We start from the raw sequence: 23,680 nt of genomic DNA, 5'->3' as shown, positions 1-23,680 counted from the left end.
GGGTTGGCTACGGGGTGACGACGAAATCGGCTCTCGCCCGGGCGGTTTCGATGCGCGCGGCGTTCGGGTCGTCGACCGCGCGCACCCATTCCTCGGCCTGCTCGGGTGACTTACCGAACTCGACATGCCGGCCGACGAGGCGACGACGGCGTACGTCGGGCGGGGCGTCGACGTACCAGACCTCGTCGAGCAGGGCGCGAATAGTCGGCCATGGGAGCTCGTCATCGAGCAGGTAGTTACCCTCCGTGACGATCAGTCGATGGTCGGGCAGGACGGGGATGCTGCCCGCGATCGGCTGTTCTAGATTGCGGTGAAACGCCGGTGCGTAAACGGTCTCCTCGCGCTGCGCTCTGATGCGTTGCAACAGAGCGAGATATCCATGGGCGTCGAACGTGTCGATCGCGCCTTTGCGGTGGATGCGGCCCAGCCGCCGCAGTTCGACGTCGGCGAGGTGAAAGCCGTCCATCGGCACGTACACCGCGTCGTCGGTCGCGGCCGCGATCGCCTCGGCCAGCGTCGACTTGCCCGCACCCGGCGGCCCCGTGACACCGAGAACGACGCGGGGCTGTCGGCGCTGAAGCGCGTCGAGCCGACTAGTCCAGGAGGGCATCGATTTCCGCGGCGAAGCGAGCAAGTCGCTCCTCTTCGCTGGGAATGCCCCGCTGCTCGTCGGCGGCGCGCTGCCAGCCCAGCCGCCACATCCTCGCGATCGCCCGGTCCCCCAGTCCCGCGTACGGGTTGACGAGCGTGTGCGGGAATGCCTTGCGGCCTTCCCAATACGCGGTGACCAACCTGTGGGTCATACCTTCTAACTTTCCGTCGCCACCAGTTGGAAAGCACTGCGACACGCCGCACGAAAACGGCGGTTTGCATCGGCTCGGCACAATGAAGGCGTGAGCGACGTGCAGGCGACCGTCGACGCGGTGTGGCGCATGGAGGCGGCGAAAATCGTCGCGACGTTGACGCGCTCGATCGGCGATGTCGGGCTCGCCGAAGACCTGGCCGCCGACGCGCTCGTCGACGCTCTGGAGCAGTGGCCCGTGACCGGCGTTCCGCGCAACGCCGGCGCATGGTTGACCACCGTTGCCAAACGCAAGGCCATCGACTTGTGGCGCCGCCAGGAGAATCTCGACAGCAAATACGCCGCGATGGCTCGCGAACTCGAAAGCCATGTCGAGGAGTCGTGGGACCCCGACCGCATCGACGATGACGTGCTCCGGCTGATCTTCATCTCGGCACATCCGGTGCTGCCGCGGGAAGGCCGGATCGCGTTGACATTGCGGGTCATCGGCGGGCTGACCACCGAGGAGATCGCCCGCGCCTTCCTGACGTCCACCCCGACCGTCGCCGCGCGGATCACCCGCGCCAAGAAGGCCCTCTCGGCCGCGAACGTGCCCTTCGAGGTGCCGGACCGCTCGGAGTATCCAGAGCGGCTCTCGGCGGTGCTGAGCGTGATCTATCTGATCTACAACGAAGGCTACTCGGCGTCGTTCGGCCAGCGCTGGATCCGCGACGAGCTGTGCACCGAGGCGCTGCGCCTTGGCCGGGTGCTCGCCGCGCTGGTGCCCGATGAACCGGAAGTCCACGGCCTGGTGGCGTTGATGGAGCTGCAGTCGTCGCGTTTCGCCGCCCGCACCGACAGCGACGGCCGGCCGATCCTGCTCGAGGACCAGAACCGGGCGAAATGGGACCGGGCGCAGATCCAGCGTGGTGTGGCCGCGCTCGAACGCGTCGTGAACACGTTGCGGCGCAAGGGCATTGGATGGGGTCCGTACGCACTGCAGGCGGCGATCGCTGAGTGCCACGCCACCGCGCCGACCGCAGCCGACAGCGACTGGCGCCGCATCGTCGCGCTGTACGACGGATTGGCGCGGGCGGCACCGTCACCGGTGGTCGAACTCAACCGCGCGGTGGCGGTGGCGATGGCCGATGGCCCCGAAGCGGGGCTGGCGATCGTCGACTCGTTGACGGGCCTGGAGGCTTCGTATCTGTTGCCGAGCGTGCGCGGCGAACTGCTCGCCCGGTTGGGCCGAAGCGCCGAGGCCGCCGCCGAGTTCGACCGGGCAGCGGCGATGACCGACAATGAGCGTGAGCGAGACGTCCTGCGCGACAAGGCAAGTCAGGTGCGCCCGTAGCATCGGCGCCAGGCGCGAGATCGAGGCCGCCCTCGTCGACCATTCGGGTGCGTTGTTCCGGCTACGTCGTCACCGTCTGAGCGGTAGCCTCCCCGCATGGGCGATCGGACGGCGCCCCCGCGGTGGCTCAAATTCGCCAACAAGCTGGTGATGGTGCTGTTGCGCCTCGGGCTGCCGATCTCACGGCACGAGTCCCCCGTGGTGTTGACCGTGCCCGGCCGCAGGACCGGTAAGCCACGGTCGACGCCGATCACGCCGATGTTCGTCGACGGCGCCCGCTACGTCATCAACGGCTACCCGGGCGCGGACTGGGTGAGCAACGCCCGCGCGGCCAAACAGGTCAAGCTGCGGTATGGCCGGCGATCCGAGCGGGTGCGCCTCGTCGAGCTGACCCCGGACGAGGCGCGGCCAGTGCTGCGGCAGTTCCCGGCGCAGGTTCCCGTCGGCGTCGAGATGATGACGCGCGCCGGGGTGTTGGAGACCGGGACACCCGAGGAACTCGAGGCCATGGCGGGCCGCCTGCCGGTGTTCCGCGTCGAGGTCATCACGTAGCGTTTGCGCCATGTCCGACATTCGCCTGCCCTGGTGGCTGAAGTACGTCAACAAGGTGATGATCGGCCTGCAGAAGCTGGGCATCCTGGGCGACAAGGGCCCGGTCGTGCTCGAGGCGCCCGGGCGCAAGACCGGTAAGCCGCGCAAGACCCCGGTCACCCCGATGGAGGTAGACGGACAACGCTATGTCGTCGGCGGAGTGCCCGGCTCGGACTGGGCCGCCAACGTCAGGGCCGCCGGTGAGGTCACCCTGCACATCGGCCGCCGCAGCGAACGGGTGCGGATGGTGGAGATGCCGATCGACGAGGCCCGACCGTTGCTGCGAGAGTTCCCGTCGAAGGTGCCCACCGGCGTGGACTTCATCAAGGGCGCCGGGCTGGTCACCGGACCCGACCCCGACGAGTTCGAAGCGCTCGCGGGCCGCTGCCCGGTTTTCCGCATCGATAAGGTAACCCCGTGAGTGACAACCCCTTTGACCCGTCGCTGTGGCAAGCCGTCGACGGTTTCGAGCTGACCGACATCACCTACCACCGCCACGTCGTCGACGGCGTCGCGCAGCCCACGGTTCGCGTCGCGTTCGACCGGCCCGAGGTGCGCAACGCGTTTCGGCCGCACACCGTCGACGAGCTGTACCGCGTCCTGGACCATGCGCGGATGTCATCGGACGTCGGTGTGGTGCTGCTGACCGGTAACGGCCCCTCGCCGAAGGACGGTGGATGGGCGTTCTGCTCCGGCGGAGATCAGCGGATCCGCGGCCGCAGCGGTTACCAGTACGCATCGGGCGAGACCGCCGAAACCGTCGACCCGGCGCGCGCCGGGCGTCTGCACATCCTCGAGGTGCAGCGGCTGATCCGGTTCATGCCCAAACCGGTGATCTGTCTGGTCAACGGGTGGGCGGCCGGCGGCGGACACAGCCTGCACGCGGTGTGCGACCTGACACTGGCCAGCCGCGAGCATGCCCGGTTCAAGCAGACCGACGCCGACGTCGGCAGTTTCGACGGCGGATACGGCAGCGCGTATCTGGCCAAGCAGGTCGGCCAGAAGTTCGCCCGCGAGATCTTCTTCCTGGGCCGCCCGTACACCGCCGAGCAGATGCACGCGATGGGTGCGGTCAACGCGGTCGTCGACCACGCTGAATTGGAGAAGGTGGCGTTGGAGTGGGCGTCGGATATCAACGGCAAGTCGCCGCAAGCGATCCGGATGCTCAAGTACGCCTTCAACCTCACCGACGACGGCCTCGTGGGTCAGCAGTTGTTCGCCGGTGAGGCCACGCGATTGGCGTACATGACCGACGAGGCGGTCGAGGGCCGCGACGCGTTCCTGGAGAAGCGGGACCCCGACTGGAGCGCCTTCCCGCGCTACTTCTGAGCGACGGCGCCCGGCACCCGGTAGGCGAACGACTTCTTCTGCCGCTCGGCCATCTTCTCCAGGCACTGGTGATGCTTACGGGCGTGGTAGGCCAGCGGGAAGTACGTCAGCCGGTCGGGAAGTACGCGGTAGGCGATGCGGATCGCCTTGTAGATGCGGTTGAGCTGACGCTCCTCTTCGGGGCTCCAACTCACGCCGAGCTTGGCGCGCAGGCGCGGGTCGAGCAGCCCGACGATCGAGAGGTAGTTCAAGCGGAGTACCGGCCGCAGCATGGCCTTGATCAGCGGATAGAACAGCTTCGGCACCGACGGCGGCATCTCCATCGTGCCGGTGATCAGGTCGTCCATCAGCTTCCGGGCCTGCGGGGTGGCCTCGAGCTTGTCGATCATCGACTCGAAGTACTCGGTCATCTCCCGATCGGTCTCGGGATAGTCGCGCATCGGCACATGCAGCAGGCGCGCCAGCCGGCGGTTGTCGCGCAGCAGTTGCGTCTTCTCGTCGTCGGTGAAGTCGCGCCCGATCAACAGGCGAGCGCCGTGCACATTGACGATGTAGCCGGTGCAGATGACCCATTGGTACGCCTCGGGGTTCAGGGCGCTGATCTGTTTGCCGGTCTCCGCGCTCTTCATCGTCATCGGCCGGTGCATGGCCCTGACCCGGTTTCCCTCGGCGACGGCTTCGGTGCCGCCGTACGTCCACCGCAGCACCGAGTCGATGGACCGGATCGCGCGCCCGCCCGGATCGCCGTGAAATGCCGCCGAGTAGCGGCCGGTGACCTCGGCGATGACGGGATGCATCGCCTGCATCATGAACGCCGCGCCCTCGAAGATCAGGAACGTCCAGCGCCCGGTGTGCTCGGCGGTCAGCGAATCCGGCGGGACCAGTTCGATCGGCTCGTCGTCGACGGACAGATCGATGTCCGAAGTGGCGGTCATGGGCGGTGGCCACCTCCAATTCAGGTAGTCAGGCGAGATTAATATGACCGCCAGGTCGCATTCAAGTCGCGTAAGGGGCGCTCGTGAGCAGTGATAAACGCAGGTCAGCACGCCGTAAGACGCCGAAGCAGCAGCGCTCTCGTGAGATGGTCGCGAAAATCGTCGAGACGACGGCCGGTCTGCTCCTCACCCACGATCCGGCACAGGTGACGACGAACCTGATCGCCGACCGGGCGGGGGTCAGTAAGGGATCGATCTACCAGTACTTCGCCGACAAGGACGAGATCCTCGAGGCCGCCATCGAACACCTCGCCCGCTCACAGGCACCGGTCATCGAGGCACGGCTGCGGGACGTGACGCTCGCCCAGCCCGCCGAGGCGATGGCCGCCTCCATCGACTTCCTCATCGACGTGACGATCGCCAACCGCGGCCTGCTTCGGTACCTCGCCGAGCGACCCGACCATGTGCGCGCATTCGAGAGCATCTCGGGCCTGAACGCCACGCTCGTGGCGATGTCGACGTTGCACATGAACCACTACCACGACCAGTACCGAAACGAGCTCAGCCCAAAGGCGTTGGCGTGGTTGTTCTTCAACATGACGGTGGCGACGACGCTGCGTTACATCGAGTCCGAAGACCCGATCCACTTGGAAGAACTCCGCGCCGGGCTGAAGTTCGCATCGTCGGGCCTGCTGGCCGGCGGCCCCGGCCGCACGCGCGATTCGTGAGTGAATTCGATCAGTGAGCGAACGTTTTCACTCACAAACGCCTCACCTAGACTCACCGCTCGTGAGCAAGAGCCCGTTGCGGCGGTTGGCCGATCAACTCGTCCTGACCACCATGCGCCCGCCGGTGGTCCCCGAGTTGCTGCAGTACCAGCCCGGCCGCGACATCGTTGACCTGCGCGGTAAGCGCATCCTGCTCACGGGCGCGTCATCGGGCATCGGCGAGGCGGCCGCGGAGAAGTTCGCCCGCCGCGGAGCCACCGTCGTGGTGGCCGCACGCCGCCAGGAGCTGCTGGGGGCGCTGGTCGAGCGGATCGTCGATCAGGGCGGGGACGCCTGGGCGCACGCATGTGACCTGTCGGACCTCGACGCGGTCGACGGCCTGGTCGAGCGGGTCACCACGGAGCTCGGGGGCGTCGACATCCTGATCAACAACGCCGGCCGGTCGATCCGCAGGCCGCTGGCCGAGTCGCTGGAACGCTGGCACGACGTCGAACGCACCATGGCGCTCAACTACTACGGACCGCTGCGACTGATCCGCGGCCTGGCGCCGGGCATGCGCGAGCGGCGCGACGGCCACATCATCAACGTGTCCACCTGGGGTGTGCTCAGCGAGTCGTCGCCGTTGTTCTCGGTGTACAACGCCTCGAAGGCGGCGCTGACCGCGGTGAGCCGCGTCATCGAAACCGAATGGAGCGCCGACGGAGTGCACTCCACCACGCTGTTCTATCCGCTGGTGCGCACACCGATGATCGCCCCCACCCGCGCCTACGACGGCCTGCCCGGGCTGACCTCCGACGAGGCCGCCGACTGGATGATCACGGCCGCCAGAACCCGGCCCGTGCGGATCGCGCCGCGGATGGCCGTCAGCGCCCAGGTGCTCAACAGCTTCGCGCCCGCGGTCGTCGATGCCGTGATGAAACGGCAACGCGTACAACCGAACAAGTAGATGCCGCACCCTGACATCGCGACCGTCGCCGACATCGCACGCGTCTTCGGCGCCGAACGTCGCGACGCCGTCGCGTTGATCTCCGGCGAGCGCACCGCGACGTTCGGCGACCTCGACACGCGCTCGAACCGGGTGGCCCAGGCGCTGCGCGCCGCCGGTGTCGGATTCGGTGACCGGGTCGCGTTCGTCGAGAAGAACGGCATCGAGTTCTTCGAAGTCGCTTGTGCGCTCTCCAAACTCGGTGCGGTCGTGGTCCCGGTCAACTGGCGGCTGGCGCCACCGGAGATGTTGCACATCATCGACGACGCCGGCGCGAAGGTGGTGATCGTCGGCGGCGAATTCTTCAGTCACATGGAGGCGATCGAGGACCGATTGGATGCTGTCGTCGTCGCCGTCGGTGAGCATCCCCGTTGGCCGGACTTCGATCGCTGGATCAGCACCTATCCCGCCGAGGACCCCTGGGTCACAACGCAACCCGACGATATCGCGTTCTTGATGTACACCTCCGGCACCACCGGCTCGCCCAAGGGCGTGATGCTGACCAACGACAACTACTTCTGCAAGGCCACCGGGATCGCCGACAAGTGGCGCTTCGATGCCGACAGCGTGAGCCTGGCCGTGATGCCGATGTTCCACATGGCGGGCTCGGGTTGGGCACTGGTCGGGTTGTGTGAGGGTGCGCGCACGGTTGTGCTTCGCGACGTCGACCCGTCGGCCATCCTCGATGCCGTTGCGCGGCACGGCATTACGAACATGCTGCTGGTTCCGGTGGTGATTCAGCGCCTGCTGGAGACCCCGGGGGTCGCGACGACCGACTTCTCGGCTCTGCGCGCCATCGTCTACGGCGCATCGCCGATCACCGACGACGTCCTGGTCCGGGCGCTCGAACGGTTCAACTGCGATCTGCTGCAGGTGTACGGGCAGACCGAAACCACCGGATCCATCACCCAACTGGACCGTCACGACCCCGAACTGCTGCGATCCTGCGGTAAGCCGTTCGATTGGGTCGAGGTGCGCATCGTCGACGACGCGGGCCGCGACGTCCCCACCGGGGCGGTCGGCGAGGTGTGGACGCGCTCGCGCCAGAACATGCGCGGCTACTGGAACAACCCCGCGGCGACGGCGGCGACCGTCACCCCTGACGGTTGGCTGAAGACCGGCGACGCCGGTTACGTCGACGCCGAGGGTTATGTGTACCTGCACGACCGGGTCAAGGACATGATCGTCTCCGGCGGCGAGAACGTGTATCCGACCGAGGTCGAGAACGTTCTGATGACGCATCCGGAGGTCGCTGACGTGGCGGTGATCGGCGTACCGGACCCGACGTGGGGTGAGGCGGTGAAGGCTGTCGTGGTCCCCGCCCCGGGCTGCTCCCCCAGCGAGGTGCGGTTGATCGCGTACGCACGCGAGCGGCTGGCGGGCTTCAAGTTGCCCAAGTCGGTGTCGTTCGCCGAGGACCTGCCCCGCACTCCGAGCGGCAAGATCCTCAAGCGTGCGCTGCGAGAACCCTACTGGGACGGTGTCGGGCGGCGGATCGGCTGAGCGTGATAGACACGATGTCATGGAGATTCTGGCCAGTCGGATGCTCATTCGGCCGGCGGACTACCAGCGTTCGCTGACGTTCTATCGCGACGAGCTGGGGCTGGCGATCGCCCGCGACTACGGTGCGGGCACAGTTTTCTACGCCGGCCAGTCGTTGATCGAACTCGCCGGTCACGGTGGCCCGCGTGCGGGCGGCACGATGTGGCTTCAGGTGCGCGACGTGTACGACACCGAGAAGGAGTTGTCGGGTCGGGGTGTGCCGATCGCGCGGGAGGCCCGCGAGGAACCGTGGGGTCTGCACGAGATGCATGTCAACGACCCCGACGGAGTCCTGCTGATCTTCGTCCAGGTGCCCGAGACCCACCCGCTGCGCCGCGACACCCGGCGGTGATGCCCTGAACTCAGCGGGCCGGCGCCAGCGGCCAGCCGACGGAGGCCAGCCGCGACGCGACCTGGTGCATCTCTTCGGGATTCGGCTCCTGCGCGGTGACCCGGTGGATCGCCGCGCGGATGTCGTCTTCGGTGACGATGTCCGAGTTGGCGCCCTTGAGGACCGCCTGCGCGGCGCTGACCACTTCGTCCTCGGCGAGCGAGCGCTTCAGCAACGCGAGCAGCGGGAAGTAATCGGTGGGCGGCACGCCTTCCGGATACCCGCGGCGCAGCCAGTTGAGCACGCTGTCCAGCACGGTGCGGTTCTCGGTCATGGTGCGGCACATCTCATTTCTGCGGCATGAAGGGGAACAGGTCGATTCCCGTGTGGTGGATGATCGTGGCCCGGGTGATCCACAGCACCGCGGTGACGATCACCCATGCGACGAAGACGAACAAACCGATGCCGAGGTATTTGCGGGCCGGGTTGGGCGCTGTCACGGTGCCGTCGGCGGACTCGTCACCCACGCCGCTGGAGAAGGCCATCAATCCGGTGGCAAACAACGCGGGCAGTCCCGCGCCCAGGACCAGCCCGACCACCAATACCTTCAGAATGCTCTCGAGATAGGTCATCGACGTTCCTCTGCTACACCGTCGCGGCCGGCTTGGCGGGTTCGGGCATGGCCTCCTCGATCGCGGCCCGCAGTTCGGCCGGGACCACGGAGTTGGTGGCGTCGTCCCACTCGGCGTTGACGTTGGTGTGGTCGACCTTCTGCTGCTGGGCGCGCCACCACATGTAGAACGACAGGCCGACCAATACCAGGAAGATGAACCCGTCACCGGCCAGGCCCGATCCGGTGAGTGTCTCGACGCCATGGGCCAGCCAGAACGACAGTGCGCCAACAAGTCCCGCGGCCGGCAGGGTGATCAACCAGGCGACGGCCATCCGGCCCGCCACCGCCCAGCGCACTTCGGCGGCCGGCTTGCCGACGCCGCTGCCCAGGATCGAACCGGTGGCGACGTGGGTGGTGGACAACGCCATGCCCGCGGCGCTCGAGCTGAGAATGATTGCGGCCGAGGATGCTTCGGCGGCGAAGCCCTGCGGTGACTGAATCTCGACCAGACCTTTGCCCAGGGTGCGGATGACGCGCCAGCCGCCCAGGTACGTGCCGAGGCCGATCGCGACGGCACAGCTGAAGATGACCCAGAACGGCAGGCCGTTCTCCTTGACGTCGCCGCTCAGGTGCCCGGTGGTGATGAGCGCGAGCGCGATGACGCCCATCGTCTTCTGTGCGTCGTTGGTGCCGTGCGACAGCGCGACCAGCGAGGCGGTCGCGACCTGGCCCCAGCGGAAGCCCTCCCGGCGGCGACGCTCGGCCACCTTGCGGGTGATCCGGTACACCAGCCAGGTGCCGCAGGCGGCCACCAGGCATGCGATGACCGGCGCGGCGATCGCGGGAATCAGCACCTTCTGGCTGATACCGCTCCAGTTGACCCCGGCGGTGCCCATCGCGGCCAGGCCGGCGCCGATCAGCCCGCCGAACAGCGCGTGCGAGGAACTCGACGGGATGCCGAACAACCACGTCAGCAGGTTCCACAGGATGCCGCCGATCAGCCCGGCGAAGATGATGGTCAGGCCGGTCGACGCGTCGATCGTGGGCAGCAGTGCGCCCGTCTGGCCGTCCTGCACGTTGAGCACCGAGGTGGTCACCGTGACTGCGACCTCGACCGACAGGAATGCGCCGACCAGGTTCAGAATGCCCGCCAGCAGGACCGCGGTCTTGGGCTTGAGTGCGCCGGTGGCGATCGACGTGGCCATCGCATTGCCGGTGTCGTGGAAGCCGTTGGTGAAGTCGAAGGCCAGTGCGGTTGTGATCAACAGCACGAGGACGATCAACTCAGCGCTCACGGCGTTAATTCTGCGGCCATGGAGTTCGTTTCACCTAATCTTCAACGCTCTTCGACCGGCGTGTCATCTGGCATTTCGCCTTCTCGGGCAATGTGTTCACCCATTGTTCACCCGCCGGCGGTCGAGTGTTTGCCACCGGCGCCAAACTCCTCTTTGTTCCGTCGCGCACTAGCATCATCCAATCGAGAGTGGGTAGACCCGATGCGACACGCGGGAGGGCACAGTGACGAAGTTTCTGGCCAAAATTGTCGCGTGGATCACGGCGGGTTACCCCGAGGGGGTGCCCGGGCCGGACCGGGTGCCGCTGTTCTCGCTCCTGCGGCGGCGCCTCACCGAGGACGAGGTGCGAACCGTCGCCATGGAGCTCAAGCGGAACGGCGATTTCGACGATGCCGATATCGGGGTCCTCATCACCCAGATCACCGATGCGTTGCCCACGTCCGAGGATGTGGAGCGGGTTCGCCAACGGTTGGCGGTCCGCGGCTGGCCCCTCGATGACCCCCGTGACGGGGAGGGTGAACCATAGCCGTCCTGCGTCCGGTCGCGGTCGGATCAGGCGCCGCGGCGTTGTCATTGTTGCCCGTCGTGCACGACATGCTGGCCGGCCGCGCCACCGTGCTGCCGATCCCTGCCGAGGATGATCGCGAATCCTCGTTTTTGACAACGGCTTTGCGATGCGGGGCGGAGATCGACGACGACGTGGCGGTGGTGGTGCCGACATCGGGCACCACCGGAACCCCGAAGGGCGCCATGCTGTCCGCCGCCGCCTTGACCGCCAGCGCCGAAGCGACACACCACCGGCTCGGCGGGCCGGGACGCTGGCTGCTGGCATTGGCCGCGCATCACATCGCGGGACTTCAGGTGCTGGTCCGCAGCGTCGTCGCGGGCACCACACCGGTGGCCTTGGCGCCATCCTTCGACCCCTCCGAATTACCCTCTGCCATCAACGCTTTGGGCTCCGGACGTCGGTACGCCTCGCTGGTGGCCATACAACTCGACAAAGCGCTGCGCGACGAGCGGGCGGCCGACGCGTTGGCCGCGCTGGACGCCGTCCTGATCGGCGGCGGCCCGATGCCGGCGGGTCTGGCCGAACGTGCTGCCGCCGCGGGGATTTCGGTCGTGCGTACCTACGGAATGAGCGAGACCGCGGGCGGGTGCGTGTACGACGGTGTGCCGTTGGACGGTGTGCGTGTCCGGATCCTCGACGGCGGACAGCCGGCGACATCAAACGGGGGCCGGATCGTGTTGGGCGGCCGGACACTTGCGAAGGGCTACCGCAACACGGTGGACCCCGATCCCTTCGCCGATGCGGGCTGGTTCCGCACTGATGACGTGGGAGTCGTCGACGCCGAGGGCCGGTTGACGGTTCTCGGTCGGGTCGACGACGCGATCGGCAGCGGCGGGTTGACCATCATGCCGCAAATCGTGGAGGCCGTCCTTGCGACGCACGATGTGGTGGCCGAATGCGCGGTGTTCGGGGTGCCCGATGAGCGGCTGGGCCAGCGGGTCGCGGCGGCCGTCGTGCTCGTGGCCGGTCGTGCCTTCCCCACGGACGCCGAACTACGCGAGCACGTCGCCGCGACCCTGGATGCCACCGCGGCACCGCGCGAGTTCCACGTCGTCGACGAATTGCCGCGGCGCGGCATCGGCAAGATCGACCGGCGCGCGCTGGCGGCCCGGTTCCAGAACTAAGTCACGGGTTTGAGCGGGTCGTGGCCCATCGTCATGAGCCTGTGCCGCCAGTTCTCCTGGCCGGCCGTGGGCTCGAAGTCGACGCCGCGTTCGGCGTGAACGCGGTCGACGACCTTGCGCATCACCCGCTCGTCCTCGTCGGTGAGGTCGACCGACCGCTTCTGCAGGATCTCGAGCACAGCGCGGCCGGTCTTGGTTCCCGACTGGTCGGGCATCTCTTCGGAGTCCTCGGCGGCCGAGCGGGTGCGTAGCCAGTCCAGCAGCTCGCGGGACGTCATGTTGACCACGCGGTGGAATTCGTCCCACAGCTCGGCATCGACCTCGACGTGGTGTGCCATTGCACTCACCTCCGCCCGTTCGGCTACCCGGCGACCGGCGGGGTTAACCCATTGCGCGGTCGAGCATGATGGATCCATGCGTCGCGAAGTCAACACGGTCGACGAGTTGCGGGCCATCGTCGGGCGACCGGACCACTACGTCGCCAACAAGGTCAGGGACCGTCTGTCGCCGGTACAGCGTGACTGGCTCGCCCACTCGCCGCTGGGTTTCGTCGCGACGACGGATGCGCACGGTCGGGTCGACGTGTCACCCAAGGGCGATCCACCCGGCTTCGTGCACGTCATCGACGACACCGCGATCGCGATCCCCGAGCGGCCGGGCAACAAACGGGTCGACGGCTATCTCAACGTGCTGCAGAATCCGCATGTCGGCACGGTGTTCCTGATCCCCGGCCGTGGCGACACCCTGCGCATCAACGGAACCGCCAAGATCGTCTCGGACGCCGACTATTTCGATGTCCTTGCGGTCAAGGGCAAGCGTCCGATCCTCGCGTTGGAGGTCGCGGTCGAAGAGGTGTTCTTCCACTGTGCCAAGGCTTTTCTGCGTTCGGAGGCTTGGGATCCGTCGACGTGGAACCCGTCGGCGCTGCCGAGCGTCGCACAGCTACCCCAGGCGATGCGGCCCGAGTGGAGCCAGGCCCAGCTCGACGAGTACTACAGCGACGAGAACACCCGCACCCGGCTGTACTGATTCGGTGTAGTTCGTCGCGGTGGACGCGACGAACTACACCGAAATCACTCAGATCTGGTTGGTGCCGCCGTCGACGGGAATATCGGCGCCGGTGGTGTAGGTGCTCAGGTCCGAGGCGAGGAACAGAACCGCGTTGGCCACCTCGTCGGGCGTGCCACGGCGGCCCATCGGAATCACGCTGCGCTGTTGTCTTTCGAACTCCTCGACGGCATTCGGCCCCTCGACGAGAACGCGCGCCAGGTCATTGAGACCCGGGGTGTCGGTGGCACCGGGACTGACCACGTTGACCCGAATATTCCGGTCGCGCAACTCACTTGCCCACGTGCGCGCCAGCGATCGCACCGCCGCCTTGATCGCCGCGTAGACGCCGATGCCCTCGGAGCCCTTGGCGTTCGTGTTGGAGGAGTTCAAGATGACCGACGCCCCGTCCTCGAGGAGCGGCAGCGCCTTCTGCACGGTGAACACCAGGCCCTTGAAGTCGATGTTGAGCAGGTGATCGAGGTGTTGTTCGGTGATCTCGCCCAGGCGCGCGACGTCGATCACCGCGGCGTTGGCGAACAGCACGTCGATGCGCCTGCCGCTGTCGGCGACCACGGTGTAGAGGCGGTCCAGGTCCCCGGGGTCGGCCACGTCGCCCTGCACCACGGTCACGTTGTCGCCCATCTCCTTGGCCGCGGCCTCCAGTTCCGCCTGCCTGCGCCCGGTGATGAATACGTAGGCGCCTTCCTCGGCCAGCCTCTTCGCGGTGGCGAGCCCGATTCCTGTGCTACCGCCGGTGATCACCGCTGTCTTGTCTGTGAGTAGTGCCATCGCCGCGCTCCTTAGTTCTGGACTGATTGGTCAATAACCAGGGACGTCCCAGCACGAAGTTCTATTCCACGGCCGGCTCAGGCACGCGGTATGAGGTCGAGGATCTCCTCGGCGGCCGCGGCGAGTTGGGATGGTTTGACACCACCCTTGCGCAGCGCCTCCAGCCCGCGCAGGAAACCCAGGAGCATGGTCGCCAGTGCCCGCGGGTCGCGATCCTCGTCGATCGAGCCGTCGCGCTGGGCCTGCTCGATGCAGTCGGCCAGCAAGGTGCACCACTCGCCGTACGCCCGTTCGACAGCGCGCTCGACGGCGGGGTCGGTGGCGCTGAGCTCGGCAGCGCTCTTGGCGATCATGCACCCGCGCAACGCCTTGTCGGCGGCGACGGCCTTCGCTTCCGCGCGCACGTGTCGCACCAGCCGGTCGTAGGCATCGCGGCGCGGATCCTGAAGTTGTCTGCGCACATTGTGCAGCGAGTCGGCGATGAAGTCGTCCAGAGCGCGCAGATACAGTCCGTGCTTGTCGCCGAACGCGCCGTAGAGGCTGCCTTTGCCCAGACCCGTTGCAGCGGTGAGATCGTCGACCGAGGTGCCCGCATAGCCGCGCGACCAGAACTCGTCGCGGGCCGCGGAGATCACCTCGGCTTCGTCGAATTCGCGCGGGCGCGGCATGATGTCAGCGTACCGGTGTTATGGACCAGCTGGTCCGTAACTCAATGAACCAGGACGGCGCGCAAGGAGGGCGACCACCTTGAGGACGGCTCCGCGAATAGGGTGACGGAATGCGAACCGGTCGCAAGGAGATCGTGGCGGTGGCCGTCGGTGTGTTGCTGGTGGCCGCCGCGTTCGTGGTGCCGCACCTGAACCTCGGGATCGTCACGCCACTGATAAATGCGACACCCGCGCGCATCCGCCAGTTCGCCGATACCGCGCCGATCTTCGGATGGTGGAACGCACACATCGGGTGGGGGACGGTCCCGGCGGTCGTGATCGGCGGCGCGGTCGTGATGTGGGGACCGATGATCGCGCAACGGCTGACGTGGCGTGCTTTGCCGTGGGCGGCGTGGGCGACGGCGTGTGCATGGGCGTTCTCACTGGCCATGATCGACGGCTGGCAGCGCGGTTTCGCCGGCAGGCTAGCCGCCCGCCATGAATATCTGCGTCAGGTTCCCACCGTCACCGACATACCCTACGCACTGCGGACCTTCTCCGACAGAATCCTTGATTACCAACCTGATTCGTGGATCACCCACGTATCGGGGCATCCTCCCGGTGCGCTGCTCACCTTCGTCTGGCTGGACCGCATCGGGCTCAGCGGTGGGGCGTGGGCCGGCCTGTTGTGCCTGCTGGTGGGATCCAGCGCGGCGGCCGCCATCGTCGTCGCGCTCCGTGCACTGGCAGGGGAAGCGACCGCGCGGCTGGCGGCCTTGTTCGTCGCCGTTGCGCCCACGGCGATCTGGATCGCGGTGTCGGCCGACGGCTACTTCGCGGGGGTCGCGGCGTGGGGTATCGCGCTGCTGGCGACGGCGATCGGAGGCACGGCGCGCTGGCCCGTCCTCGCCGCGGCCGGGGCCGGTCTGCTGCTGGGGTGGGGCCTGTTCCTCAACTACGGCCTGGTTCTGATGGCCTTACCGGCGCTGGCGGTGCTGATGTGCGCGTCCGACTGGCGGGCCGCGGCCCGTGCGGCGGTACCGGCACTCGGGGTCGTCCTTGCCGTGGTGGCGGTGTTCGCGGCGTTGGGGTTCTGGTGGTTCGACGGCTATCACCTGGTGCAGGAACGCTATTGGCAGGGCATCGCCAACGATCGGCCGTTCCAGTACTGGGGTTGGGCGAACTTCGCTTCCGTCGTGTGCGCGATCGGCCTCGGCAGCGTGGCCGGCCTGGGCAGGCTGTTTGACATCGGGGCGATCCGGCGTCGGCCCGGCCTGCCCATGATTCTTCTCGGCGCGCTGTTGGCGATCCTGTTCGCCGACCTGTCGATGTTGAGTAAGGCCGAGACAGAACGCATCTGGCTGCCGTTCACCGTCTGGCTGACCGCCGCCGGGGCGCTGTTACCGCCGCGGTCGCACCGCTGGTGGCTCGGCGTCAACGTGGTGGGCGCGCTGCTGCTCAATCACCTCATTCTGACGAACTGGTGACGGTCGCGGGCCACGACCCGCGGTTTGGGCGATGCATCAGCCGAGCACCGCCTCGACCGCTCGGGCGAACCGGCTGTCCGGTGCGCATCGCCGGCACACCGCGTCGATGTCGTCGATGGTGTCGAAGTCGGCGAGCTCACCGACCATCTCGACATCTATCCCCTTGCCGCGCAAGGCCGCCAGGGTCAACGCGCCGGTGTCCGGTCGCGACATCGGCACGCTGCGCAGGCATTCGGCCATGGACGGGTGCGAAACGCCCAACAGCCACCACCCACCGTCGGTCGCGGGGCCGAGCACCGCGTCTGTTCCCATCAGCGCTTGGCCGCACTCGGTGAGTAGGCCGGCGGTGATCTGGGGGGTGTCCATGCCGATCTGCAGTACGGCGTCGCCGGTAAAGGCGTCGGCGTGCCCGTTGACCAATCGCTCGGCGAAGTCGGCGCCGCGTTGGGGTATCACCGTGAATTCAGCCAGGCGGCAGGTGATTTCGCTGCATCGGCTTGCCTGCTGAAGGTTGCCGGTCATCGCGACAACCCTTCGCCCGGCAGGCGAGGCGGCGACCGCGTCGAGCGTGTCGAGCAGCGCGGCGGCCGCGAGGTCGGCTGCGGCGGCATCGCCGATCGTCGCGGCGAGCCGGGTCTTCGCCAACCCCGGCACCGGGGCCTTGGCCACCACCAACACCGTCACCGCCAGAACCGTCACGAGATCACCCGCCAGAAGTCGAAGGCCGCAATCGCGCTGCCGCGCACCGAGCCGCTGACCTTCGACTTACCGCCGGTGCGCGCGCGGTAGTCGACATCGCGCTCGACGACGCGCCACCCGGCGGCCGCCGCCCGGACCAGCAGTTCGAGGGGGTACCCGGAGCGGCGGTCGCTGACGCCGAGATCGAGCAGAGCGTCGCGGCGGGTGACCCGCATCGGGGCGATGTCGTGTACCTCCAGGCCGTGGCGCTGCCGCAGCCGCCAGCACACCGCCGCGGTACCGAGGCGGGCGTGCCACGGCCACTTCAGCCCCGGCACCGGCCGGCGCCGCCCGATCGCCATGTCGGCCCCGCGGTGCAGTTCGTCGACCAGAGCGGGCAGGTCACCAGGGTCCAGTGAACCGTCGGCGTCCAGGACCGCCACGACGGGCGTCGTCGCCGCCACCACCCCGGCGTGCACCGCGGCGCCGTAGCCTGCGCGCTTCTCGGCAACCACCTGCGCCCCATGCTCCCGGGCGACGTCCGCGGTCGCGTCGGTGCTGTTGTTGTCGACCACCAGCGGGCGGTATCCGTCCGGGATCGCGGCCAGCACACCGGGCAGTGATTGCGCCTCGTTCAGGCACGGCAGCACCACGGTCACCGCACAGTCGGACATGAGTTCGAGGCTAATCAGCCGCCGGGGGCGCCCACCAGGGGATCAATGACGAATCCGTGACATCGGCGCAGGTAGTCGCCATACGGGGCTACTCTCGGGAACTGTGCCGCGCGTATTGATCGCCGACGACGACAGCGTCGTCCGTGATGTCGTGCGTCGCTATCTCGAGCGCGACGGGCTCGACGTCGCGATCGCGCACGACGGAGCCGAGGCGCTGCGGTTGCTCGGTTCCCAGCACATCGACGTCGCGGTGCTCGACGTGATGATGCCCGGTCCCGACGGGCTGACGCTGTGCCGCAACCTGCGTCAGCGCGGCGGCTACGCGGTGCCGGTGATCCTGCTGACCGCGCTCGGCGAGGAGGACGACCGGATCGCGGGCCTGGAGGCCGGCGCCGATGACTACCTGACCAAACCGTTCAGCCCGCGCGAACTGGCGCTGCGGGTGCGTTCGGTGCTGCGGCGCGCGCCCGCACCGACGGGTCGGCGGGCGTTGGACATCACCGTCGGCGGCTTGAGCGTGTCGACGGCCGCCCGCACCGTGACCGTCGACGGAGCACCGGTGTCGCTGACCAACCGCGAGTTCGACCTGCTGCTGTTCTTCCTCACCCACACCGACGTCGTGTTCAGCCGCGAGGAACTGCTGAAACAGGTGTGGCACTGGGATTTCGGTGACTTGTCGACGGTGACCGTGCACGTCAAGCGATTGCGGTCCAAGCTCGGTGGGCACCACAGGGTGCAGACGGTGTGGGGCCGCGGCTATCTGTGGAGCAGCGAGGCACGCTCGCCGGAAGGGCAGAGCGCCTAGTGCCGTCCGACCTCTGGGAGATCACCGGGTTGGCGCTGGCATGCTCGGTTCCCGTGGTGCTCGCGGGTGCGCTCGTCATTCGGCTGGCCCGGTCGTGGTCGTTGGCGGTGAGCATGGTCGCGCTGGTGCTCATCCCGGTGTTGGCGACGTTCACCGGTGTGCTGGGCGCCAGCCGCTTCATGATCACCGAAACCTTCGAGAAGACCGCGATCGTCCTGGTGATCGTCTCGGTGGTGACGATCCCCGCCGCGGTGATGCTGGGGCGCTATCAGGCCCGTCGCACGGTGTGGGAGCAGGAAATTCGCGAGTCGGAGCGGGCCGCCGAGCAATCGCGCCGGCGGCTTGTCGCTTTCGTCAGCCATGATCTGCGGACCCCGCTGGCCGGGATACGGGCGGTATCCGAGGCGATCGCCGACGGTGTGGTGCCCGACGCCGAGGTCCGCGTCCACGCGAAAACCATTGAGCAGGAGTCGGTCCGGCTCTCCGAGATGGTCGACGACCTGTTCGAGATGTCGAAGATCAACGCGGGCGCGGTCCAGCCGGTGTTCGACAAGGTGGCCCTCGACGAGGTCGTCGACGACGTGGTGAGTGCGCACCGGATCACTGCCGAGCGTGCGGGTGTGGCGTTGACGGCCGAACTACCGCAGACACCGGTCCGGGTGCTGGGCAGCGACCGTGCGCTGGTGCGGGTGCTGTCCAACCTGGTGGCCAACGCGATCGCCCACACCCCGGAGGGTGGCCGGGTGTCGCTGTCGCTGGGATCTGACGAGAACGGCGCGTGGGCGCGTGTCGACGACACCGGCGTGGGCATCGACGAGGCCGACCTGCCGCGGGTGTTCGACGTCGCTTACCGCGGCTCGAACGATCGCGTGCCGCGCGCCGATTCCTCGCTGCCCAGCGGGTCGGGGCTGGGGCTCGCGATCGCCGCGGGGCTGGTACAGGCGCATCGCGGAACGTTGTCGGCGCGCAACCTGAGCAACGGCGCACGTTTCGAGGTGCGGCTGCCGCTGGCGGCCGACTGACTTCTTCGTCGGCGAAACCGCATCCCTGGACGTTGACTTTTCGCGACGAGGGATTCTCGTTCGTCGTCTCGGGTTGTTTTTGAGTGATCACTCAATTATCGTCGTGAATCTGATCCCATGAGGAGGTTCGCGATGGCCACACGGAGCGCCGACAAGGCGGTGCGCAAGTTCAAGTTCGAGCGGCAACTGGGTCGCATCCTGATGAACCCGGTGGTCGCCGCGCTGGACCGCGTCGGTATCCGCTCGTCGCTGGTGGTCGACCTCGAGACGATCGGCCGCAAGAGCGGGGAACCGCGGCTCGTGCCGCTGGCGGGCCGCGCCGACGACACCGGTGTGTGGGTGATCTCTCAGCACGGCCGCCGCGCGGGCTGGGCGTACAACATCGCCGCGAACCCTCATGTGCGGGTGCGCGTCAACGACGAATGGCGCACGGGCACCGCGACATTCGAACCCGACGATGACGTGCGTGCCCGCGCACGCAGCTTCGGCGGCGCCGGCAGACTCGGTCAGTCGGCGACCGCGTTGACCATGCGGGCGATGGAAAGCGACCCGATCTCGGTGCGGATCACGTTCGACGCCTAGCGATTTCGGTGCGCTAGTCCGGTAGCGAGTTGCTCAGGCGTTCGGTCGCGGCGACGTAGTCCTCGATGAACTCGCGCACCACCTCGCGCGCGGGCTTGACTTTGTTCATCAGCCCGACCCCTTGTCCGACGAAGTACGTCGCCAGCGCCTGCGCGCCGGGATGTCCCTGGGCGGCCAGCACGTCGATGCGCCGCACGACGGGTTCGGCGAGCATCGACTGCAGCGGAAGCGGCAGCGGCTTCTGGCCGCCCTCGTTCGGCAACCACGCCTGGGTCCAGTCCGAAACAAGTTGGCGCGCAGGCTTTCCGGTCCTGCCAGCCGAACGGACGGTGTCACGCGACGAGGCGGCCAGGAACTTCTCCTTGGTGTAGGGCGCGGTCTCGGCCTCCTCGGTCGTCAGCCAGACCGAACCCGTCCAGGCACCCGCGGCGCCCATCGCCACCGTCGCGGCCATCTGCCTGCCGGTGACGATCCCGCCCGCGGCGAGCACCGGGATGTCGCTGCCGATCGCCGCCAGCGCCTCCATCACCTCGGGCACCAGCACCAGCGTCGTCACCTCACCGCAGTGCCCACCGGCCTCGGTGCCCTGGGCCACGATCAGGTCGACTCCGGCCCGGGCCTGCTTGACCGCGTGCTCCTTGGCGCCGACCAGCGCGGCCACCGGCACGCCGTTCTCCTTACCCGCCTTGATCATGTAATCGGGCGGGACGCCCAACGCGTTGGCGATCAACCGGATCGGGTGGTTCATCGCCACATCCAGCAGGTCCTTGCCGGTGTTGCCCGACAGGGCGGCGTTGCCGAACCGCGGCGCCTCCTCGGCCTCGATGTCGTGCGCGGCCAACAGCTCGGTGACGAAGCCGCGGTATTCGTCGGGGATCCGGCCCGCGAGGTCGCTCATCGTCAGATCCTCGCCCTTGCCCTCGTAGCGGGCGGGAACGATCAGGTCGACGCCGTACGGCTTGCCCCCGACGTGGTCATCGATCCAGGACAACTCCTGGTCGAGCTGCTCGGGTGTGTACGCCGTCCCGCCCAGCACGCCGAAGCCGCCCGCGTTGGACACCGCCGCCACCACGTCGCGGCAATGGCTGAACGCGAACAACGGGAAGTCGATGCCGAACTGTTCACAAATCGCTGGTTTCACCCGGCCAGTATGGCCAGGCCGGTTCACGCCCGGGACAGGAGTCGCCGGATCGCGTCGAGCATCTGCTTGCCGACCAGCAACTCGAGGTCGTTGTGCCCGGCGCCGGGCACCAGCTCGTAGCTCTTCGGTTCGTTCGCCGCGTCGTAGAGCCGCCGGCTCATCGGCTCGGGGACGACGGCGTCGCGGTCTCCGGCGATCACCAGTAGCGGCACGTGAACCGACGGGATCCGGTCCAGCGACGGATAGCGATCCAGCAGCAGCCACCGCACCGGCAGCCATGGATAGTGCACCGCCCCGACGTCGGGCAGCGAGGTGAACGGCGAACGCAGTATCAGCGCACGGGGCGGCCGCTCGACGGCCAGTCCGATAGCGACGGCGGCGCCGAGGGATTCGCCGAAGTAGGCGATCTCCTGTTCCCGTGCGGCCAGCCACGATTGCGCGGCCCGCGCGTCGGCGGCCAGACCGTCCTCCGACGGGCGGCCCGGGTTGCCCCCGAAACCGCGGTAGTCCACCAGCAGCGCCGAGGAGCCCATCCGGTTGAGCGCCACGGCCAGCGGCGCGCGCATCGACCGGTCTCCGCCGTTGCCCGGCAGCACCAGCACGGCGGGCCCGTCACCGTCCACCGGGAAGTACCAGGCGTCCAAACGGATTCCGTCGTCGGTTTCAATCACGACGTCCTGTCCGTTGCGCGCCACCGAGGCGGCGGACGGCACGGGGCCCGGCGACGGGAAGTACACCAACCGCCGCTGCGCAGACCACAGCAGGCCCATCAGACCGGACGCCACGAGCGTGACGATAACGACGACGCGGACGGTCCGGCGCATCAGGCCCGCAACGGCGCGAACGCGAACTCGCGCAACCCGTCGAGGGGGTCCACCGCCGCGGAGAACCCGAGCACCTCGGCGGCGCGCGCGGGGTCGGCGACGATGTGGCGGACGTCGCCGCTGCGGTACTGGCCGGTGACCACCGGTGGTGCGTCCCCGCGCGTCTCGCACAGCGCGGTGGCGACCTCCAGGATCGAGATCGGCCGGCCCGAGCACACGTTGAACGCCTCGAACCCGCCGCGCTCGGACTCCACGGCCGCGACGTTGGCCGCCGCCACGTCATCGACGTGCACGAAGTCGCGCATCTGTCCACCATCCTCGAAAACGCGCGGCACATCGCCGGATTCGAGTTCGGAGCGGAAGATCGCGGCCACCCCCGAGTACGGGGTGTCGCGGGGCATGTAGGGGCCGTAGACGTTGTGGTAGCGCAGGGCGGTGACCGCGCCTCCGACGGCCTCCGTCCACGCGAGCGCGTAGTGCTCCTGCGCGGTCTTGCTGGCCGCGTACAGGCTGCGGGGCCGCAGCGGCGCGTCCTCGGTCACCAGTCGCCACCGGACGATCTCGCCGCACAGCGGGCACCGGTGCTCGAACACGCCGGCGTCGAGGTCGGCACGCGTACGCGGGTGGGGGTCGACCGGTCCGTGCTCGGCGCAGTCGTAGCGGCCCTGCCCGTAGACCACCATCGACGACGCCAACACCAGCCGTTGACAGCCCGCCGCGAACATCTCGGCCAGCACCACCGCGGTCCCGTAGTCATTGTGTGAGCCGTACGAGGGAGCGTCTGCGGCGTTGACACCCGCACCGACGACGGCGGCCTGATGGCACACCACGTCGACATCCTTCATCAGCGGTGCCAGCGCAGACGCGTCGCGGACGTCGACCACCTCGCAGTCAGCAGGCGGTTCGGCCCCCGCCCCATGGGCGGCAGGCAGCATCGCGTCGACGGCGATCACGTCGTGGCCCGCCTCGCGTAGCGCGTCGCGGACGCGGGCCCCGATGAATCCGGCCGCGCCGGTCAGCAGGACTCTCACGGGAGTTCGAACGGGAGTCGGACACCGTCGTGCGCCAGGCAGTGCGTACAGGTCCGTTCGACCGTCGTCTGGTCGATCGCCTCGTGTACGAGCCTTTTGAACGGCACCAGGTTGCGTTGAAATTCGGCGAACACGTCGACGGTGCGCACTGCCGTGCCGCTGTCGATGCCGGCGTCCAGATCGGTCACCAACGCTATTGCGGCGTAGCACATTTCGAGTTCGCGGGCCAACACCGCCTCCGGATAGCCGGTCATGTTCACCAGGGTGAAGCCCTGATTCGCGAACCACCGGCTCTCGGCGCGGGTGGAGAACCGCGGCCCCTGGACCACCACCATGGTTCCGCCGTCGACGACGCCGGACAGGTTGGTGGCCGCCGCACGCAGGCTCGGGCAATACGGGTCGGCGAACGCGACATGGATGCCGCCGGAGTCGAAATAGGTGTCGGCGCGTCCGCGGGTGCGGTCGACGAGTTGATCGGGCACCACCATGGCACCGGGTCCGAGGGCGGGGGTGAGGCTGCCGACCGCACACGGTGCGAAGATGCGCCGCACCCCGAGGACACGCAGCGCCCACATGTTGGCCCGATACGGCACGGTGTGCGGGGAGTATTCGTGGTCGACCCCGTGACGCGGCAGGAACGCCACCTCGTGCGCGCCGACGGTGCCGACGGTGATCGGGGCGGCCGGGGCACCGTACGGGGTGTCGACGGTGACGCTGCGGGCGTCGGACCCGAAGAAGCTGTAGAAACCGCTTCCGCCGATGACTCCGAGCACG

General features: G+C 68.0%; 30 protein-coding genes. 15 read left to right on the top strand and 15 right to left on the bottom strand.

The features are described from left to right. Positions 1-7: 7 nt before the first annotated feature. Complete coding sequence (locus tag AU072_RS27215) at positions 8-610, bottom strand: nucleoside/nucleotide kinase family protein (RefSeq protein ID WP_064416630.1); 603 nt, start codon at positions 608-610, stop codon at positions 8-10. Then, the gene (locus AU072_RS27210) at positions 594-803 is read right to left on the bottom strand and encodes a hypothetical protein (RefSeq protein ID WP_064351359.1); all 210 of its coding nucleotides are present in this window, start codon (positions 801-803) and stop codon (positions 594-596) included. The genes AU072_RS27215 and AU072_RS27210 overlap by 17 nt, the downstream gene beginning before the upstream one ends. A gap of 129 nt (positions 804-932) precedes the next feature. Between AU072_RS27210 and AU072_RS27205 the strand changes: the two genes are divergently transcribed. From AU072_RS27205 to AU072_RS27190, 4 genes are all read left to right on the top strand, one after another. Then, a complete protein-coding gene (locus tag AU072_RS27205) occupies positions 933-2,135 on the top strand; it encodes an RNA polymerase sigma factor (RefSeq protein WP_064416678.1) in 1,203 nt (400 codons plus the stop codon). Positions 2,136-2,231: 96 nt separating this feature from the next. After that, positions 2,232-2,687 (top strand): nitroreductase family deazaflavin-dependent oxidoreductase, encoded by a 456-nt coding sequence (locus AU072_RS27200; protein WP_064416629.1) that lies wholly within the window; start codon positions 2,232-2,234, stop codon positions 2,685-2,687. A 10-nt stretch (positions 2,688-2,697) separates the two neighbouring features. Next, positions 2,698-3,147: a nitroreductase family deazaflavin-dependent oxidoreductase gene (locus AU072_RS27195; protein WP_064351357.1), complete on the top strand. Its 450-nt coding sequence runs from the start codon at positions 2,698-2,700 to the stop codon at positions 3,145-3,147. Beyond that, positions 3,144-4,055 (top strand): 1,4-dihydroxy-2-naphthoyl-CoA synthase, encoded by a 912-nt coding sequence (locus tag AU072_RS27190; RefSeq protein ID WP_064416628.1) that lies wholly within the window; start codon positions 3,144-3,146, stop codon positions 4,053-4,055. Before AU072_RS27195 ends, AU072_RS27190 begins: the two co-directional genes overlap by 4 nt. Here the strand turns inward: AU072_RS27190 and AU072_RS27185 are convergent. Continuing rightward, on the bottom strand, positions 4,046-4,990 hold the full coding sequence (locus AU072_RS27185) for an oxygenase MpaB family protein (RefSeq protein WP_064416627.1): 945 nt from the start codon (positions 4,988-4,990) through the stop codon (positions 4,046-4,048). The two genes, AU072_RS27190 and AU072_RS27185, sit on opposite strands and share 10 nt — an antisense overlap. 146 nt (positions 4,991-5,136) lie before the next feature. Here AU072_RS27185 and AU072_RS27180 point away from each other — a divergent pair, with 146 nt between their 5' ends. From AU072_RS27180 to AU072_RS27165, 4 genes are all read left to right on the top strand, one after another. After that, entirely contained in the window at positions 5,137-5,718 is a 582-nt protein-coding gene (locus AU072_RS27180; protein WP_064416626.1) for a TetR/AcrR family transcriptional regulator, read from the top strand. Positions 5,719-5,779: 61 nt separating this feature from the next. After that, entirely contained in the window at positions 5,780-6,664 is an 885-nt protein-coding gene (locus AU072_RS27175; RefSeq protein ID WP_064416625.1) for an SDR family oxidoreductase, read from the top strand. Beyond that, positions 6,665-8,206 carry a long-chain-fatty-acid--CoA ligase gene (locus tag AU072_RS27170; protein ID WP_064416624.1) on the top strand — a complete coding sequence of 514 codons (1,542 nt, stop codon included), beginning with the start codon at positions 6,665-6,667 and terminating at the stop codon, positions 8,204-8,206. A gap of 19 nt (positions 8,207-8,225) precedes the next feature. Further along, positions 8,226-8,597 carry a VOC family protein gene (locus AU072_RS27165; RefSeq protein WP_064416623.1) on the top strand — a complete coding sequence of 124 codons (372 nt, stop codon included), beginning with the start codon at positions 8,226-8,228 and terminating at the stop codon, positions 8,595-8,597. Positions 8,598-8,607: 10 nt separating this feature from the next. Here AU072_RS27165 and AU072_RS27160 read toward each other — a convergent pair whose 3' ends face one another. From AU072_RS27160 to AU072_RS27150, 3 genes are read right to left on the bottom strand one after another with little or no spacing between them, the layout of a single operon-like run. Next, on the bottom strand, positions 8,608-8,910 hold the full coding sequence (locus tag AU072_RS27160; RefSeq protein ID WP_064416677.1) for a DUF3349 domain-containing protein: 303 nt from the start codon (positions 8,908-8,910) through the stop codon (positions 8,608-8,610). A 13-nt stretch (positions 8,911-8,923) separates the two neighbouring features. Continuing rightward, complete coding sequence (locus tag AU072_RS27155) at positions 8,924-9,208, bottom strand: hypothetical protein (protein ID WP_064416622.1); 285 nt, start codon at positions 9,206-9,208, stop codon at positions 8,924-8,926. Positions 9,209-9,221: 13 nt separating this feature from the next. Then, positions 9,222-10,484 (bottom strand): inorganic phosphate transporter, encoded by a 1,263-nt coding sequence (locus AU072_RS27150; protein WP_064416621.1) that lies wholly within the window; start codon positions 10,482-10,484, stop codon positions 9,222-9,224. Between the two features lie 223 nt (positions 10,485-10,707). Here AU072_RS27150 and AU072_RS27145 point away from each other — a divergent pair, with 223 nt between their 5' ends. Then, the gene (locus AU072_RS27145; RefSeq protein ID WP_064416620.1) at positions 10,708-11,010 is read left to right on the top strand and encodes a DUF3349 domain-containing protein; all 303 of its coding nucleotides are present in this window, start codon (positions 10,708-10,710) and stop codon (positions 11,008-11,010) included. A gap of 50 nt (positions 11,011-11,060) precedes the next feature. Then, positions 11,061-12,176, top strand: a complete 1,116-nt coding sequence (menE, locus tag AU072_RS27140; protein ID WP_268874545.1) for an o-succinylbenzoate--CoA ligase — start codon at positions 11,061-11,063, stop codon at positions 12,174-12,176. Here menE and AU072_RS27135 read toward each other — a convergent pair. Then, positions 12,173-12,514, bottom strand: coding sequence for a DUF3140 domain-containing protein (locus AU072_RS27135; protein WP_064416619.1), 342 nt, complete (start codon positions 12,512-12,514; stop codon positions 12,173-12,175). The two genes, menE and AU072_RS27135, sit on opposite strands and share 4 nt — an antisense overlap. A gap of 76 nt (positions 12,515-12,590) precedes the next feature. On the opposite strand from AU072_RS27135, the gene AU072_RS27130 reads away from it, so the two are divergent. Next, positions 12,591-13,205 (top strand): pyridoxamine 5'-phosphate oxidase family protein, encoded by a 615-nt coding sequence (locus AU072_RS27130; RefSeq protein ID WP_064416618.1) that lies wholly within the window; start codon positions 12,591-12,593, stop codon positions 13,203-13,205. 48 nt (positions 13,206-13,253) lie between these two features. On the opposite strand, the gene AU072_RS27125 is transcribed toward AU072_RS27130, so the two are convergent. Next, positions 13,254-14,015: an SDR family NAD(P)-dependent oxidoreductase gene (locus AU072_RS27125; protein ID WP_064416617.1), complete on the bottom strand. Its 762-nt coding sequence runs from the start codon at positions 14,013-14,015 to the stop codon at positions 13,254-13,256. A 77-nt stretch (positions 14,016-14,092) separates the two neighbouring features. Beyond that, entirely contained in the window at positions 14,093-14,683 is a 591-nt protein-coding gene (locus AU072_RS27120; RefSeq protein WP_064416616.1) for a TetR/AcrR family transcriptional regulator, read from the bottom strand. Between the two features lie 110 nt (positions 14,684-14,793). Between AU072_RS27120 and AU072_RS27115 the strand changes: the two genes are divergently transcribed. Continuing rightward, entirely contained in the window at positions 14,794-16,149 is a 1,356-nt protein-coding gene (locus tag AU072_RS27115; RefSeq protein ID WP_064416615.1) for a hypothetical protein, read from the top strand. A 36-nt stretch (positions 16,150-16,185) separates the two neighbouring features. On the opposite strand, the gene AU072_RS27110 is transcribed toward AU072_RS27115, so the two are convergent. Continuing rightward, the gene (locus AU072_RS27110; RefSeq protein ID WP_064416614.1) at positions 16,186-16,848 is read right to left on the bottom strand and encodes a TIGR04282 family arsenosugar biosynthesis glycosyltransferase; all 663 of its coding nucleotides are present in this window, start codon (positions 16,846-16,848) and stop codon (positions 16,186-16,188) included. Continuing rightward, the gene (locus AU072_RS27105) at positions 16,845-17,501 is read right to left on the bottom strand and encodes a glycosyltransferase family 2 protein (protein WP_064416613.1); all 657 of its coding nucleotides are present in this window, start codon (positions 17,499-17,501) and stop codon (positions 16,845-16,847) included. The genes AU072_RS27110 and AU072_RS27105 overlap by 4 nt, the downstream gene beginning before the upstream one ends. 103 nt (positions 17,502-17,604) lie before the next feature. Here AU072_RS27105 and AU072_RS27100 point away from each other — a divergent pair, with 103 nt between their 5' ends. From AU072_RS27100 to AU072_RS27090, 3 genes are all read left to right on the top strand, one after another. Continuing rightward, complete coding sequence (locus tag AU072_RS27100; protein WP_064416612.1) at positions 17,605-18,306, top strand: response regulator transcription factor; 702 nt, start codon at positions 17,605-17,607, stop codon at positions 18,304-18,306. Beyond that, positions 18,306-19,328 (top strand): sensor histidine kinase, encoded by a 1,023-nt coding sequence (locus AU072_RS27095; protein WP_064416611.1) that lies wholly within the window; start codon positions 18,306-18,308, stop codon positions 19,326-19,328. The genes AU072_RS27100 and AU072_RS27095 overlap by 1 nt, the downstream gene beginning before the upstream one ends. A 132-nt stretch (positions 19,329-19,460) precedes the next feature. Then, entirely contained in the window at positions 19,461-19,910 is a 450-nt protein-coding gene (locus tag AU072_RS27090) for a nitroreductase family deazaflavin-dependent oxidoreductase (protein WP_064416610.1), read from the top strand. Between the two features lie 13 nt (positions 19,911-19,923). Here AU072_RS27090 and AU072_RS27085 read toward each other — a convergent pair whose 3' ends face one another. The 4 genes from AU072_RS27085 to AU072_RS27070 are packed head-to-tail and all read right to left on the bottom strand — an operon-like array spanning position 19,924 to position 23,679. Then, entirely contained in the window at positions 19,924-21,051 is a 1,128-nt protein-coding gene (locus tag AU072_RS27085; RefSeq protein WP_064416609.1) for an NAD(P)H-dependent flavin oxidoreductase, read from the bottom strand. Between the two features lie 23 nt (positions 21,052-21,074). Further along, on the bottom strand, positions 21,075-21,875 hold the full coding sequence (locus AU072_RS27080) for an alpha/beta hydrolase (protein ID WP_064416608.1): 801 nt from the start codon (positions 21,873-21,875) through the stop codon (positions 21,075-21,077). Then, positions 21,875-22,906, bottom strand: a complete 1,032-nt coding sequence (locus AU072_RS27075; protein ID WP_064416607.1) for an NAD-dependent epimerase/dehydratase family protein — start codon at positions 22,904-22,906, stop codon at positions 21,875-21,877. Before AU072_RS27075 ends, AU072_RS27080 begins: the two co-directional genes overlap by 1 nt. Further along, complete coding sequence (locus AU072_RS27070) at positions 22,903-23,679, bottom strand: S-methyl-5'-thioadenosine phosphorylase (protein ID WP_064416606.1); 777 nt, start codon at positions 23,677-23,679, stop codon at positions 22,903-22,905. The genes AU072_RS27075 and AU072_RS27070 overlap by 4 nt, the downstream gene beginning before the upstream one ends. Position 23,680: the final 1 nt, after the last annotated feature.

The sequence above is a fragment of the Mycolicibacterium novocastrense genome (genome assembly GCF_001499835.1).
Taxonomy (GTDB): domain Bacteria; phylum Actinomycetota; class Actinomycetes; order Mycobacteriales; family Mycobacteriaceae; genus Mycobacterium; species Mycobacterium novocastrense.
The sequence above is the reverse complement of the archived record's forward strand: the minus strand, read 5'-3'. Positions and strand labels throughout refer to the sequence as shown.

Bases quoted from the DNA above. Each gene is read 5' to 3' on its own strand.
- AU072_RS27090 (WP_064416610.1), top strand. From the start codon at position 19,461: ATGGCCACACGGAGCGCCGACAAGGCGGTGCGCAAGTTCAAGTTCGAG.
- AU072_RS27130 (WP_064416618.1), top strand. From the start codon at position 12,591: ATGCGTCGCGAAGTCAACACGGTCGACGAGTTGCGGGCCATCGTCGGG.
- AU072_RS27195 (WP_064351357.1), top strand. From the start codon at position 2,698: ATGTCCGACATTCGCCTGCCCTGGTGGCTGAAGTACGTCAACAAGGTG.
- AU072_RS27215 (WP_064416630.1), bottom strand. From the start codon at position 610: ATGCCCTCCTGGACTAGTCGGCTCGACGCGCTTCAGCGCCGACAGCCC.
- AU072_RS27205 (WP_064416678.1), top strand. From the start codon at position 933: ATGGAGGCGGCGAAAATCGTCGCGACGTTGACGCGCTCGATCGGCGAT.
- AU072_RS27185 (WP_064416627.1), bottom strand. From the start codon at position 4,990: ATGACCGCCACTTCGGACATCGATCTGTCCGTCGACGACGAGCCGATC.
- AU072_RS27165 (WP_064416623.1), top strand. From the start codon at position 8,226: ATGGAGATTCTGGCCAGTCGGATGCTCATTCGGCCGGCGGACTACCAG.
- AU072_RS27180 (WP_064416626.1), top strand. From the start codon at position 5,137: ATGGTCGCGAAAATCGTCGAGACGACGGCCGGTCTGCTCCTCACCCAC.
- AU072_RS27170 (WP_064416624.1), top strand. From the start codon at position 6,665: ATGCCGCACCCTGACATCGCGACCGTCGCCGACATCGCACGCGTCTTC.
- AU072_RS27210 (WP_064351359.1), bottom strand. From the start codon at position 803: ATGACCCACAGGTTGGTCACCGCGTATTGGGAAGGCCGCAAGGCATTC.
- AU072_RS27080 (WP_064416608.1), bottom strand. From the start codon at position 21,875: ATGCGCCGGACCGTCCGCGTCGTCGTTATCGTCACGCTCGTGGCGTCC.
- AU072_RS27200 (WP_064416629.1), top strand. From the start codon at position 2,232: ATGGGCGATCGGACGGCGCCCCCGCGGTGGCTCAAATTCGCCAACAAG.
- AU072_RS27135 (WP_064416619.1), bottom strand. From the start codon at position 12,514: ATGGCACACCACGTCGAGGTCGATGCCGAGCTGTGGGACGAATTCCAC.
- AU072_RS27105 (WP_064416613.1), bottom strand. From the start codon at position 17,501: ATGTCCGACTGTGCGGTGACCGTGGTGCTGCCGTGCCTGAACGAGGCG.
- AU072_RS27115 (WP_064416615.1), top strand. From the start codon at position 14,794: ATGCGAACCGGTCGCAAGGAGATCGTGGCGGTGGCCGTCGGTGTGTTG.
- AU072_RS27160 (WP_064416677.1), bottom strand. From the start codon at position 8,910: ATGACCGAGAACCGCACCGTGCTGGACAGCGTGCTCAACTGGCTGCGC.
- AU072_RS27125 (WP_064416617.1), bottom strand. From the start codon at position 14,015: ATGGCACTACTCACAGACAAGACAGCGGTGATCACCGGCGGTAGCACA.
- AU072_RS27120 (WP_064416616.1), bottom strand. From the start codon at position 14,683: ATGCCGCGCCCGCGCGAATTCGACGAAGCCGAGGTGATCTCCGCGGCC.
- AU072_RS27155 (WP_064416622.1), bottom strand. From the start codon at position 9,208: ATGACCTATCTCGAGAGCATTCTGAAGGTATTGGTGGTCGGGCTGGTC.